At 45.7% G+C, this 14,262-nt stretch carries 11 protein-coding genes and 1 tRNA gene; 5 read left to right on the top strand and 7 right to left on the bottom strand.

Annotated features, from left to right (window positions below; genetic code table 11):
- Window positions 1-59: 59 nt before the first annotated feature.
- Window positions 60-578, bottom strand: a complete 519-nt coding sequence (locus BDI_RS15990; RefSeq protein WP_005859990.1) for an FKBP-type peptidyl-prolyl cis-trans isomerase — start codon at window positions 576-578, stop codon at window positions 60-62.
- A 4-nt stretch (window positions 579-582) separates the two neighbouring features.
- Window positions 583-2,127 (bottom strand): glycine--tRNA ligase, encoded by a 1,545-nt coding sequence (locus BDI_RS15985; RefSeq protein ID WP_011967197.1) that lies wholly within the window; start codon window positions 2,125-2,127, stop codon window positions 583-585.
- 207 nt (window positions 2,128-2,334) lie between these two features.
- On the opposite strand from BDI_RS15985, the gene BDI_RS15980 reads away from it, so the two are divergent.
- Window positions 2,335-3,771, top strand: a complete 1,437-nt coding sequence (locus tag BDI_RS15980) for a Gfo/Idh/MocA family oxidoreductase (protein WP_005863413.1) — start codon at window positions 2,335-2,337, stop codon at window positions 3,769-3,771.
- A 696-nt stretch (window positions 3,772-4,467) separates the two neighbouring features.
- Here the strand turns inward: BDI_RS15980 and BDI_RS15975 are convergent.
- A complete protein-coding gene (locus tag BDI_RS15975) occupies window positions 4,468-4,908 on the bottom strand; it encodes a hypothetical protein (RefSeq protein WP_005859997.1) in 441 nt (146 codons plus the stop codon).
- Window positions 4,909-5,006: 98 nt separating this feature from the next.
- Window positions 5,007-5,774: a porin family protein gene (locus BDI_RS15970; protein WP_005859999.1), complete on the bottom strand. Its 768-nt coding sequence runs from the start codon at window positions 5,772-5,774 to the stop codon at window positions 5,007-5,009.
- Window positions 5,775-5,992: 218 nt separating this feature from the next.
- Here BDI_RS15970 and BDI_RS15965 point away from each other — a divergent pair, with 218 nt between their 5' ends.
- The 4 genes from BDI_RS15965 to BDI_RS15950 all read left to right on the top strand — a co-directional run bounded on the left by BDI_RS15965 (window position 5,993) and on the right by BDI_RS15950 (window position 10,783).
- Window positions 5,993-8,728: a DNA gyrase/topoisomerase IV subunit A gene (locus tag BDI_RS15965; RefSeq protein WP_011967196.1), complete on the top strand. Its 2,736-nt coding sequence runs from the start codon at window positions 5,993-5,995 to the stop codon at window positions 8,726-8,728.
- 3 nt (window positions 8,729-8,731) lie between these two features.
- On the top strand, window positions 8,732-9,601 hold the full coding sequence (locus tag BDI_RS15960) for a DUF3316 domain-containing protein (RefSeq protein ID WP_011967195.1): 870 nt from the start codon (window positions 8,732-8,734) through the stop codon (window positions 9,599-9,601).
- A gap of 11 nt (window positions 9,602-9,612) precedes the next feature.
- Window positions 9,613-10,629 carry a S41 family peptidase gene (locus tag BDI_RS15955; RefSeq protein ID WP_005860005.1) on the top strand — a complete coding sequence of 339 codons (1,017 nt, stop codon included), beginning with the start codon at window positions 9,613-9,615 and terminating at the stop codon, window positions 10,627-10,629.
- A gap of 72 nt (window positions 10,630-10,701) precedes the next feature.
- Window positions 10,702-10,783 (top strand) — tRNA-Leu (locus tag BDI_RS15950).
- Between the two features lie 328 nt (window positions 10,784-11,111).
- On the opposite strand, the gene dprA is transcribed toward BDI_RS15950, so the two are convergent.
- Genes dprA through BDI_RS15935 form a run of 3 tightly spaced genes read right to left on the bottom strand, consistent with a single transcriptional unit; the run spans window position 11,112 to window position 13,903 of the window.
- Window positions 11,112-12,230, bottom strand: a complete 1,119-nt coding sequence (gene dprA, locus BDI_RS15945) for a DNA-processing protein DprA (RefSeq protein WP_011967194.1) — start codon at window positions 12,228-12,230, stop codon at window positions 11,112-11,114.
- Window positions 12,231-12,644: an acyl-CoA thioesterase gene (locus BDI_RS15940; protein WP_005860009.1), complete on the bottom strand. Its 414-nt coding sequence runs from the start codon at window positions 12,642-12,644 to the stop codon at window positions 12,231-12,233.
- On the bottom strand, window positions 12,644-13,903 hold the full coding sequence (locus BDI_RS15935) for a peptidase U32 family protein (RefSeq protein WP_011967193.1): 1,260 nt from the start codon (window positions 13,901-13,903) through the stop codon (window positions 12,644-12,646). The genes BDI_RS15940 and BDI_RS15935 overlap by 1 nt, the downstream gene beginning before the upstream one ends.
- Window positions 13,904-14,262 lie beyond the last annotated feature (359 nt).

Here is a 14,262-nt window from a genome sequence, read left to right as displayed (position 1 = left end):
CTATAAAAAAACGGCCACCCCTAAAAAGAGGCGGCCGTAATTATTCTTAATGAAAGAACCTACTCTTTGACAATCCTTGTAACTTCCAAATCAAAGATCAAAGTCGTATAAGGCTTTATTATGACACTTCCCGAAGCACTCCTTCCAGCCGAACCGTATCCCATCTGTTGAGGAATCCAAATCTCCCAACGATCTCCTGGGTGCATATTCTGTAACGCTGTAGCAAAACCATCTACCATCTCAGAAACAGTAAGCTCGGCAGGGGCACCTGCCTCAAACGATTTATCATCAAAAACCGTTCCATCAATAAACGTCCCTTTATAATAACATTCCACCTTGCTCGTATAATAAATCGGCTCCTTACTCTCTCCTGTCTTCAAGACCTTGTAAAGGATAAATCCGGCATTACTTTGAGAACTCAATTGCTCGAAACCCGGAACCAGCATCTGGGCTTGAAAAGCCTCCTCATTCTGGACCTTCCAAACCTCATCCACCTCTAGTGCCTCATCATCATCCCCACAAGAGGTGATCATGAGCACGCAAAACAACATCAACGCAATATGCCAGTACTTCTTCATTCGTTTACTCTATTACCTTTTTCAATAAATTCTTCATGCTCACCTTCTCCGTGATAATATCGTGAAGCTTATCGATGCTTACGCGCTCTTGCTCCATCGTGTCACGGAAACGGATCGTTACGCAGTTATCCTTCAAGGTGTCATGGTCTACCGTAATACAATACGGGGTACCGATCGCATCCTGACGGCGATAACGCTTACCAATAGAATCCTTCTCGTCGTATTGGCAACGGAAGTCGAAACGCAACATATTTATAATCTCCTCAGCTTTCTCGGGCAGGCCATCTTTCTTCACCAATGGCAATACGGCCAATTTGATCGGAGCCAAGGCTGCGGGCAACTTCAATACCACACGGCTCTCGCCATTCGCCAACGTCTCCTCGCAGTAAGAACCCGCCATGATGCTCAAGAACACACGGTCTACACCGATCGAGGTCTCGATTACATACGGAGTGTAACTCTGGTTCAACTCCGGATCGAAATATTGGATCTTTTTACCGGAAAACTTCTCATGCTGACTCAAGTCGAAGTTCGTACGGCTATGTATACCCTCCACTTCCTTAAATCCGAATGGCATCTCGAACTCGATATCCGTAGCCGCGTTAGCGTAGTGAGCCAATTTCTCATGATCGTGATAGCGATACTTCTCATCGCCCAAACCTAGGGCTTGATGCCATTTCAAACGAGTAGACTTCCATTTCTTAAACCACTCGATCTCCTCACCCGGACGAACGAAGAATTGCATCTCCATTTGCTCGAACTCACGCATACGGAAGATAAACTGGCGAGCCACGATCTCATTACGGAACGCCTTACCGATCTGGGCGATACCGAACGGGATCTTCATACGGCCTGTCTTCTGCACATTCAAGAAGTTCACGAAAATACCTTGGGCCGTCTCCGGACGAAGATAAACCTTCATCGCTCCATCAGCGGTAGAACCCATATCCGTAGAGAACATCAAGTTAAACTGGCGAACCTCCGTCCAGTTACGAGTTCCGGAAATCGGGCAAACGATCTCGCAATCCAAGATCAATTGGCGAAGATCCTCGAAGTTAGACTCGTTCATCGCCTTGCTATAACGCTCATGAATCTCATTCCATTTCGCTTGATGCTCCAATACACGAGGATTCGTCTCACGGAATTTAGCCTCATCGAAAGCGTCACCGAATTTCTTTGCGGCTTTCGCCACTTCCTTATTTATTTTCTCCTCGATCTTGCCCAAATGGTCCTCGATCAAAACGTCCGCACGGTAACGTTTCTTCGAGTCCTTGTTATCGATCAACGGATCATTAAAAGCGTCAACATGGCCGGAAGCTTTCCAGATAGTAGGGTGCATAAAAATAGCGGAATCAATACCCACTACATTCTCATGCAGCAAAGTCATGCTATCCCACCAATATTTCTTTATATTATTCTTTAACTCAACACCATACTGGCCATAATCGTATACCGCTCCCAAACCGTCATAAATCTCTGAGGAGGGAAATACGAAACCATACTCCTTACAGTGTGAAACTAATTTCTTAAATACATCTTCTTGTGCCATAATCTAATAATTTGCCAATTTTGTTAATATGCCAATGTGCCAATGATAAGTCCATCGGAGACCCGCCTGAGTGACACATTAGCACATGGTCTCCTTTATGCGGCTACAAAGTAAATGATTTTTTCCGTAACTATAGAAAGTTTTGTATATTTACGACGTAAATCGTTAGTGTTTGCGCAAACAGTATAATTTAAACAAGATAATACCATGAAATCAGAAGAAATCTCACGCCGCTCGTTCCTTAAGCGAGCGCTAGCCTTATCGGCAGTATCGGCCATCCCGTCGTTCTGGACACCCGCCCACGGACGTGTTCTACCTACTTCCCCGCTAATCAGCGCTAATGACCGGGTAAATATAGCGTTCATCGGCATCGGACAACGAGGGGGCGAGATCGCCAAGGAATTGTATAACACAGGTCTGTGTAACGTGGTAGCTCTCTGCGACGTGGACATGGGAGCCCCTCACACGCAAGAGATTATCAACATGTTCCCGAAAGCGGCCCGTTTTCAGGACTTCCGCACGATGTTCGACCGGATGGCGGACAAGATCGATGCCGTCAGCGTAGGCGTGCCGGATCATTCCCACTTCCCGATCACGATCGAGGCGATGGCGCACGGCAAACATGTATATGTAGAGAAACCGATGGCCCGCACGTTCCAAGAAATAGAGATCATGATGCGTGGAGCGAAGAAATACGGCGTTGTCACCCAAATGGGTAACCAAGGACATTCCGAGGCGAACTATTTCCAATTCAAGGCATGGAAAGAGGCCGGTATTATCAAGGATGTTACCGCCATTACCGCCCATATGAATAATCCGCGTCGCTGGCACGGATGGAACCCGAATATTAGGCATATGCCTATGGGAGAACCGGTTCCCGAGACGATGGATTGGGACACATGGATCGGCGTAGCTCAATATCATGATTACAACCATGACTACCATTTGGGACAATGGCGTTGTTGGTACGACTTTGGAATGGGTGTCTTAGGAGACTGGGGAGCGCACATTTTGGATACGGCACATGAATTCCTAGATTTAGGATTGCCTACAGAAATAAATCCGCTTTATTTGAAAGACCATAACCCGTTCTTCTTCCCGATGTCATCCACCCTTTTGTTTAAATTCCCGGAAAGAGGGAATATGCCGGCCGTGGATATCACTTGGTACGATGGACTGGACAATATCCCCTCTGTCCCGGAAGGTTACGGTGTTTCCGAACTTGACCCGAATATCCCGACCGTAGCCGGCGGCAAGATACAACCGGCGAAGTTGAACCCGGGCAAGGAAATCTACTCGAAAGAATTAACCTTCAAGGGTGGTTCTCATGGAAGTACCTTATCTATCATCCCGGATGAGAAAGCGAAAGAGATGGAATCCCGCTTACCGGAAGTGCCGAAAAGCCCGTCTAACCATTTCGCAAACTTCCTGCTCAGTTGTATGGGTAAGGAGAAAACCCGCTCACCGTTCTCTATCGCCGGCCCATTAAGTCAGGTATTCTGTCTCGGCGTATTAAGCCAGCGCTTGAACCGCAAGCTCGTCTTCGACCGTGACACGAAACAGATCACGAACGATCCGGAGGCGAATAAGATGCTATGTGGAGTACCGCCTCGCAAAGGATGGGAACAATATTATACCATTTAATTGAAACATGGAGAATTGAAAGTTATTCGCTCATCGCTTTAACTTTCAATTCTCTCATATAGTTTATAAGCCTATTTGCTACAACATCTACAACTATCCCTGCATTCATCTGGTCTTAGGATGATTAACTAATGGTGGTAGATAAAAAACATCTACAATTATCTAGCTCTATCTACCACTATTTACCGCTATTTACCACTTTTCCATCACCTAACACAACGCTTCTCCACACTCACCATATAGCATTATCCGATCTCCTTTCAACACGGATAAAATATTAACATCTAGCCATTTGTAGTTTTTTAACCTAAAAAACAAAAGTTTTATTATAGGAAAACAAAAGTTTAATAAGCGGAAAACTTTTGTTTCTCTATAGGGAAACTAAAGTTTCCTCAGTATGAAACTTTTGTTACCTCTAAGAGAAATGTCTTTTGCTTTTAATCCCGACGCTACGCTCTGCATTTTTTGTTATATTTATGGCAAATATAGAAAACCATAAGAACTAAAAGAATTTTCAAATTACCGAAGGAAAAGTACAAGGAGTGAGAACAACTACGGAAGGGGTCTTATTGTATAAGGGTATTTCATGAAGACCGGAAATCCGAACGAACAAGGATTGGACGAATAGGCACCCTATACGAAGGAAAAAACATTCGTGATGACATTCCATATCGAATAAAGTCATCACGAACGCCTTCAAATATACTCATAGGACTCCGAGAAACTCGACTGGGAGCTAGAAGAAGCCAATTCTTCAGAGACTAATTGATGCAGATTGCCATTCTGATCATAGGACTTCGTGATCCGACGAAGCTCTATGGGTTTCTTCTCTGTCGGGAGAGAAGTATAAACCATGATCTCCATGTTCAATCCGTTCTCATTGCGGTACTCGCTATATCGGAGAACCTCGGACGTTTCGGGATCACGAATCGTTTCTTTTGTCAACAACCCTGTCTCATCGTACTCATAGTCCGTATAAGTAAGCTTCCGGCCGAGTTCGTCGTACTCAACTTTCCGTTCCAGAAGATTATTCTTATAAGAAAAGACTGTCACCTTGCTCTTGCCAATAACCGGATATTCAGTAATCCCCTTTATTTTCCGGCCTTGTTCATCATACTTATAATGAAGCGTAGACAAATTATGATACGTCTGATCTAGGTTTCTGTTGAAGTAAACTTCTTACGCCAAAAGACACCGAATATTCGTCAGATTCGTATCCTATGAGTGATTTGCCGTTAAAGCTTGAACTTATACCCAACCGTCAGACTCATCGTATTGTAATTGGCACCGACACTTCTTACCTCATACAGAGAGAAATTATCGCCATCGATCTTATAGTTACCGCCCTCATCACCTAGAGAGAGATCATACCCCAGATTCATCACCCAGTTATTCACCTCTATACCAAAAGAAGTTGTCAATCCCCAATCAAAAGAATTCACGTCTCGAAATGGATGATCGGCGTTTTCAGCCTCATCATATCCCGAATGGCCATAACCATAACTATACCCTAGGCCAGTAGATTTGACATATTTACCAAGCGCCTGCGGCTCCTTCGAATACCCCATCGTAAACGAAGATCCCCAATTCGTATCATTCTTGACAGATACACCGGCATACATACCGACCGCTAAATGCATACGTACCTCTTTCGACACTTTCCATGAGAAATCAGCCATCACGGGCAATTGCAAAAAATGTTGCGTGATACCACCGGTCATCATCTCTTTCAAGACATACGTAGCAGACTCCGTCGTTCTCGGATAATCTCCCAACGAATACCCTCTATTCGCATAATATAGACCGGATTTCAATCCAATCCATCCCGGTTCAAACTGGTAAGATACACCAACGCCTACCTTAACCCCCGCACGCCAGCTAGAGCCCATTCCAACACGATTAACCGCAGCAAATCCACCCTCCGGAGTAATCCCCCAGCGTGATTGAGCGCTCACCATCAAGCCACTCAAAGCGCATAACACAAATAAAATCAGCTTCTTCATATCATATTCTTTTATATGTAAATATCAATTGTTATTGATAAGACAAAAGATTCTGAAAAACCCCTACCACCTAAATATTTATTAGTAGAAATCTCTTTATTTAACGCAAACTCACTCTCGTAAAAGCCTCATTCTTATAAAAACTGCCGAATATTTGCTATATTTACACCCTGTTAGCAATTTGGCGTAATAGCGTTGTGTAGAAAGAACTGGATTTTATGAGACCGGAAGATAAAGAAGACGATTATATCGAGGATAAGGAAAACGAGGAAATTGAGGATATAAATAGTGATACCCAAGATAACGAGGCTACGGAGGAAGAGGCGAATACCCATTCCGACTATAAAGTCCCGGGGAAAGGGGATACACGTGTCACGACCTATCATTTGTCTGGGATGTACCAAAACTGGTTCCTAGACTACGCTTCTTATGTGATCTTGGAACGGGCCGTTCCGCATATCAACGATGGACTGAAACCCGTACAACGACGTATCCTGCACTCCATGAGAAGGTTGGATGACGGGCGGTATAACAAGGTTGCGAATATCGTAGGTCATACGATGCAGTTCCACCCTCACGGAGACGCCTCTATCGGAGATGCCTTGGTGCAATTGGGACAAAAGGATCTATTGATCGATTGCCAAGGAAACTGGGGTAATATCCTGACGGGAGACGGAGCCGCCGCTCCTCGTTATATAGAGGCTCGCCTTTCCAAGTTTGCCTTGGAGACCGTATTCAATCCCAAGACAACCCTTTGGCAGCTTTCTTACGACGGGCGTAATAAGGAACCGGTTACCTTACCGGTAAAATTCCCTTTATTGCTGGCACAGGGCGTGGAAGGTATCGCCGTAGGCCTGTCTTCCAAGATACTCCCTCATAATTTCAATGAGTTATTAGATGCTTCCATCGCCTATCTACGGGGAGAGGAATTCGCGTTATATCCGGATTTCCAGACAGGAGGCTCTATCGACATAGCCAAATATAATGATGGAGAACGGGGTGGATCGGTGAAAGTCCGTGCAAAAATCGGCAAGCTCGATAATAAGACATTGGTGATCTCGGAGATCCCGTATGGAAAAACAACCTCTACCGTGATCGAGTCCATCCTAAAAGCGAACGATAAAGGAAAGATCAAGATCAAGAAGGTAGACGATAATACCGCCAAGGATGTAGAGATCTTGGTGCATCTCGCTCCGGGGGTCTCTTCAGACAAGACCATCGATGCTTTATACGCCTTTACGGATTGTGAGATCAGTATCTCCCCAAACTGTTGCGTGATCAAGGAGGACAAGCCGCATTTCCTTACGGTCAGCGATGTGCTCCACCACTCTACGGATCGTACGCTGGAGCTGTTACGGGAAGAACTCAAGATTCAGAAACAAGAACAAGAGGAGGCCCTGTTCTTCGCCTCCCTTGAAAAGATATTTATCGAGGAGCGCATCTATAAAGATCCGGAGTTCGAGAACGCCAAGAACATGGACGAGGCGATATCCCATATCGACCTTCGTTTAGAGCCGTTCAAGCCCCGATTTATCCGTGAGGTTACCCGGGACGATATCCTGAAGCTCATGGAGATCAAAATGGGACGTATCCTAAAGTTCAACTCCGACAAGAGTAACGAGTTCATTGCCCAGACCTTGGAACAAATCGCCAAGATCAACGATAAACTGGAACATATCATCGACTATACTATCGATTGGTTTACCATGCTGAAAGAGAAATACGGCAAGGCTTACCCTCGCCATACCGTGATACGCAATTTCGACACGATCGAGGCGACCAAGGTCGTAGAGGCAAACGAGAAATTGTATATCAACCGTCAAGAAGGTTTCATCGGCATGGGACTGAAAAAGGACGAGTTCATATGTAACTGCTCGGATATAGACGATGTCATTATCTTCTATCGCAACGGTACTTATAAGATCGTCAAGGTAGCGGATAAGATCTTTATCGGTAAGGATATTCTATATGTCAACGTATTTAAGCGTAACGACAACCGGACGATTTACAACGTCATATACCGGGACGGTAAGTTCGGATATAATTACATCAAACGCTTCGCCGTCACAGGCGCTACACGCGATCGGGAATACGACCTGACCAAAGGTACGGAAAACTCCCGTGTCCTTTACTTCAGCGCAAACCCGAACGGAGAGGCGGAGACCGTCAAGGTAATCCTGAAACCCAAACCCCGGCAGAAACTACTCGTCTTCGAAAAGAACTTCAGCGAGATAGCCATTAAGGGACGGGGTTCTCAAGGTAATATCCTGACGAAAGCGGAAGTGCACAAGATCAGCCTCAAGCAGAAAGGCTCTTCCACCTTGGGAGGCCGGGAAGTATGGTTCGACTGGGACGTACTCCGGTTAAATTACGATGGACGGGGAGAAGAGCTAGGCGAGTTCCATAGCAACGATCAGATATTGGTGATCCTGCCGAACGGCGATTTCTACGTCACGAATTTTGACCTTAGCAATCACTACGAGTCCAATATCATGGTCATCGAGAAATACCAGCCGAGCAAGATATGGACTGCCGTATTATACGACGCGGATCAGAAATATTATTATATCAAACGATTCCTGCTGGAGGTAAACACCCGGAAGCAGAATTTCCTAGGAGAGAATCCGAAGAACCGCTTGATGTTGCTTACGGATGAGGTCTATCCTCGTATCGAGGTGATCTTCGGAGGCCATGACGCCTTCCGGGAGGCTCTCGTCCTCGATGCCGACGAATTTATCGCGGTGAAAGGCTTCAAAGCCAAAGGTAAACGAATCTCTACATTTGAGGTCGAGACAATCAATGAGCTGGAACCGAATCGCTTCGTCCCTTCCGAAAACGCATCGGAATCAGACGATACCGAAGGCAATGAGGAGGAAAACGACACTGACGACGGGCAGAGTACCACGGATATTATCGATGAAATTACGGGACAGATGAAATTGTTTGACGAATAACCTATGAAAGCTATCACCTGTTTGATTGGTTTGTTCCTGCTGTTTCTCGCGTCACCGGCCAAGGCCCAGTCCGATGGAGACGAGATCCCTTGGTCTATCAACAGCGGGACCATGGTCGGTATAGGAAGCTACAATCTAATGGACACCTATTTATCTCCCAGCATGGAAGATAAGAAATATACAGGCCCCGGATTACGGGTAATGAATGAACGGATGAAGAGGGTCCGACTGGCAAACTATCGGGTATCCAGACAGCAAATCATAAGCGTCGATCTGGCTAGCACGGATAATGCTGCCTCTACCGCTACGGATTTCGCGGGCTTTATCGATTATACGTTGGGTTACTATTATCATTTGCCCACGGTATTGCCGGATTTAAAGCTTCTGGCGGGTGGTGCCGTGCATGGCATGGGTGGTTTTATATACAATACCCGCAACGGAAATAACCCGGCCTCGGCGAAAGCGGATATCGATTTGAACATCTCCGCCATGGCGATCTATAAGTTACGCATCAAGGAATATCCCATGACGCTACGCTACCAGTTCACGATCCCCTTCGCCGGTGTTTTATTCTCCCCCCATTACGGGCAATCGTATTACGAGATCTTCAACCTAGGGAATGCCTCGGGAGTGGTGCAATTCAATTCCTTCCATAATAAATTCGCCATGAAGAACTTTTTCACGGTAGATTTCCCGGTTTGTAATTTTACGATACGGGCAGGTTACCTAAACAGCTCTTACCGTACAGATGTCAATGGGATACAGTCTCATATAATCTCTCACTCTTTTATGATCGGCCTCGTGAAAGAATTTATCTCTTTCGGAGGAAAACGCCTAAAGAATACCCAGCGGTTCAGAAGCGCTTATTATTAAAAGGAAATCAAATGAAACGATACCTTATATATATATGTATATCTCTCGGATTCCTGTTTACCGGATGTGAGAAATCGGACGAATACGTGGCCTCCCCACAGGAGAACTTTGAGGCGCTTTGGAAAATATTGGATGAGAATTACTGCTTCTTCGAATACAAGGACATTGATTGGAACGAGGTTCACGACCGTTATAAGACGCAGATAAGCGATACGATGAACCAATACGTCCTATTTGACGTATTAGGCGATATGCTAAACGAGCTGAAAGACGGGCATACCAATTTGATATCCACCTTCAATATGTCCCGCTATTGGGATTGGTATCTCGATTATCCGGATAATTTCGACTCGGACATACAAGAGAATTATCTCGGAAGGAACTACTCGATCGCCGGAGGACTTAAATACACGACATTGAGTGACGGGCAGATCGGGTATATTTACTACGGTAGCTTTTCCAGTTCGGCCGGCGAAAGCGGTTTGGATCACATATTCTATCAATTCAAGGATTGCAAAGGTTTGATCTTCGATATCCGGGATAATGGCGGTGGCATGTTATCAAACGCCGATCGCATCGCTTCCCGTTTCTTGGAGGAAAAGATACTGACCGGCTATATCCAACATAAGACGGGTAAAGGGCACGATGACTTTTCCGAACCTTATCCCCTTTATCTCTCACCTTCCGAGCGTATCCGCTGGTTACGCCCTGTTGTGGTCTTAACGAATCGTCATTGCTACAGCGCCGCCAACGATTTCGTGCAGAAAGTACGCATGATGCCTTATGTAACGACGATGGGAGATCGCACCGGAGGCGGTAGTGGCTTCCCCTTTAACTCCGAGTTGCCCAACGGCTGGGGTGTCCGTTTCTCCGCGTCTCCCATGCTAGATGTAAACAAACAGCATACGGAATTCGGTATCGATCCTACATATAAGGTTTCTATGACCCAAGAAGATATCGAGAAAGGTAAAGATACGATTATCGAGGCGGCGATCACCCACCTCTTGTCCGAGACCGAGAAGAAATAAGGTTTCGCTAAAAAAACAACGCAAATATTTGCAAGTTTATAAAAAAGCATTACCTTTGCACACGATTCCAATGCGGCTGTGGTGTAATTGGTAGCCACGTCAGACTTAGGATCTGATGCTTCACGGCGTGGGGGTTCGAGTCCCTTCAGCCGCACAAATCCAGAAATCCTTGTAAGTTCGCTTACAAGGATTTTTTAGTATGGATAAACCTCCTCCATATATACAAGCACTGTGAAGATCAAGGATTACAAACAACATCCAAACTGTTAATTTTAGAAGATTTTATGCCTATTCTGTATAGTTTCAAATTCAAAAACATTTTTTATACCGGGCAGACATGTTGTTTAACACAAGTTATACTCAAAACCCTTGACAAAGGGGCTTTACAAGCTTATCTTTGCATTGTGGTTTTTTCATAATAGTATTAGATTTAAGGTTAACAAAGTTTGGTTAGGGCTTGTCGTGAGACAGGCTTTAATTATTTATAGGGGTTTCATTCGTTTATAGATGCTTCCCGGCATCGATTTTATCTTTCCATCCAATTCCAACTCAAAGAGCAGAGAAGATAATTGATGTACCGGAAGATTCAAGGCTACGGACAATTCATTGATATGAGATTCCTTTCGCATTTCCAAGAACGACAAGATCCGTTCACTCTCCTCGTTCTCAGGAAATAATAATTGGGTTTGGACCGGTAACGCATCTGTCTTTTGAGCGACATCCCAACGCATCGCCATGATTAAATCGTCAGCGCAAGTGATCAAGCCTCCTTTATTCTGCCGGATTAAGCCATTACATCCTTTAGAGTTGATATCCGTTACCCGGCCCGGAAAGGCATAGACATCCCGGCCATACGAGAAAGCGATATCCGCCGTGATCAAAGAGCCTCCTTTCTCCGCCGATTCAATAACGATCGTGGCATCCGCCAGACCGGCTACGATCCGGTTTCGCCGGATAAAGTTCTGCCGATCCGGATTCGTCCCGCTAGGAAAGTCGGTCAATAAACCTCCCCGCTCCAACATCTCGACCGCCGTAGAGCGATGCACGGGAGGATAGATACGATCCAAACCATGCGCCAATACGCCCACCGTGGGCAATTGGTTCTTCAACGCATTCCGATGAGCGCAAATATCGATGCCATATGCGAGTCCGCTAACGACCAATAGATCCGGGAAAATCACGGACAAATCCCGCAATAAACGCTCGGTCACTTCCTGTCCATAAGTGGAGGCCCTACGAGTACCCACAACGCTGATGATATGGGCGGCGTTTAAATCCGCGTTCCCCTTGAAATAAAATAAAACCGGAGCGTCCGGGCATTCCCGCAGACGTTCCGGATAATTCATATCTTTCAAGAAATAGATAGAGATACCGTTCTTTTGGGCAAAAGCCAATTCTTTCTCTGCCCGTAAAAGCACATCCGCCCGCTTAATCTCGGTGATAATCGAATCGCCGATACCCGGTATCTTCTCTAGCGACTGGCGCTTTTCCGTAAACACGGCCTCCGCATCCCCCAACGCTTCCAGAAGATGGCGGGCTAGGATATCTCCCACCCCATTAATCATAGTAAGGCCAATTTGGTAAATCTGTTTGTCTGTCATTTATGCTTGTTTTGATTCTATTCGCTTTAGCATCTCATCGAAATATTCTCCTCTGGTTAATTTGCCATTCTCTACGACAACGGATTCCACGACTCCTTTAGTAGCCAGCGCCCCATCGGATTCCCGGTAAATATCTTGCTCGAACACCAGTTTCACCCCTTTCTTATATACATTCAGGCAAGAAGTATACCGATCGCCGCTCCGCAAGGAGTTCTTGAACTGGATATCCACACGGGCCACAAAAGCATCGATGCCCTTCTCATGCATGGCGCCGAAGTTCTCACCCAACGACTCTAGAAACTCATGCCGGGTATGCTCCATATAATGCTGGTAATTGGAGTTATTCACCACGCCTTGCAAATCGCACTCGTAATCGCGAACCTTGTCTGTCAGTTTAAAAATATATTCCTTCATTATCGTAGTTCTTTTTCGATTTGTACTTTCTCCATTTTATAAAGACGATCGGACGGGCGGATCTTCTCGGACATCTTTATCGAGAAGCGTTCCCCTTTCACGGTCTCCTCCACCGGTTTCAGGTCTACCCGGATCTCATCGACGGTCTGCATAACGGCTCCGGTCGTGGGACCCGTTACCAAGATCTCATCGCCTACTCTCAAGGAACCGGACTCCATCTCAAACTCGGCGACACCGATTCCGCTGAAGTATTTGATACCCCGTGCCACGTACACTTTCTTACGGGTAGCACCGGAGCCATATTTACTGCTCCATTCACCCAATCGTTGTCCCAGATAGTAGCCATCCCAGAAACCGCGATTAAAGACCCTGCGCAGACGCTCGTCCCAAACCGCTATCTTTTCCTCATCGAAGGTACCTTCGCAATAAGCCTTGACCGCCTCTTTATAACATTCGGTCACGAGACGCACATACTCCGGCCCGCGGGCACGCCCCTCCAGCTTGAACACACGTACGCCGGCATCCATCATCTTATTCATGAAATGAATCGTCTTCAAGTCCTTCGGCGACATGATATACTGATTCTCCACATCCAGCTCGATCTGGCTATCCTTATCATGCACCGTATAGGCACGACGACAAATTTGCATGCAAGCCCCCCGGTTGGCGGAAGCGTTCATCTCATGCAAACTCAAATAGCATTTACCGGACACGGCCATGCACAAAGCCCCGTGAGCGAACATCTCTATGCGGATCAATTCCCCTTTCGGGCCCTTGATCTGCTGCTTCACGATCTCCTGATAAATCTCATGCACCTGCTTTAAGTTCAATTCGCGAGCCAATACGACCACATCGGCGAAGCGGGCGTAAAACTTCAACGCCTCCACGTTCGAGATATTCAATTGCGTGGATAAGTGCACCTCTTGCCCGATGCTATTTGCGTAACTCATAGCGGCTACATCGGCGGCGATAATGGCGGAGACACCCGCATCCTTAGCGGCATCTATAATCTCCCTCATCAACGGAAGATCCTCACCATAAATAACCGTATTAACCGTGAGATAACTCTTGATACCATGTTCGCCGCAAATAGCGACGATCTTACGCAAATCCTCCGTCGTGAAATTATTCGACGAGCGAGAACGCATATTCAATCCTTCGATACCGAAATAAATGGAGTCGGCCCCTCCTTGTATAGCCGCCATCAACGATTCATAGGAACCGACAGGCGCCATTATTTCAAAATCCTTCTTTTTCAAGGTTATATATTTTAATATTACGGTAGCAAAGGTACGAATAATATTTGAGAAGATTTCTTATAAACGACCCACAGGCCACAGAAAGAGGAAAGACAGGCAAAAGATGTGAAATAATTTAAGACACATGAATTCAGCGATTTATTTTTTGCGCAGACAAATATTCCATCTATCAAGAGATACTTCAAGACCATTCCCTGCAAGAGATTCTTGAACAAGGTATATGGGAGTTAATGAAAGATGATGGGAAGATAATATAAAGTACTGTCTATAAACCTATTGCAGCTTCCTTCTATTTCTCGCTTAGGAAACTGTAGTTTCAACCGGATGAAACTGGCGTTACTTATAGTGGAAACTGACGT

Source organism: Parabacteroides distasonis ATCC 8503, from assembly GCF_000012845.1.
GTDB classification, from domain to species: Bacteria; Bacteroidota; Bacteroidia; order Bacteroidales; family Tannerellaceae; genus Parabacteroides; species Parabacteroides distasonis.
The sequence above is the reverse complement of the archived record's forward strand: the minus strand, read 5'-3'. Positions and strand labels throughout refer to the sequence as shown.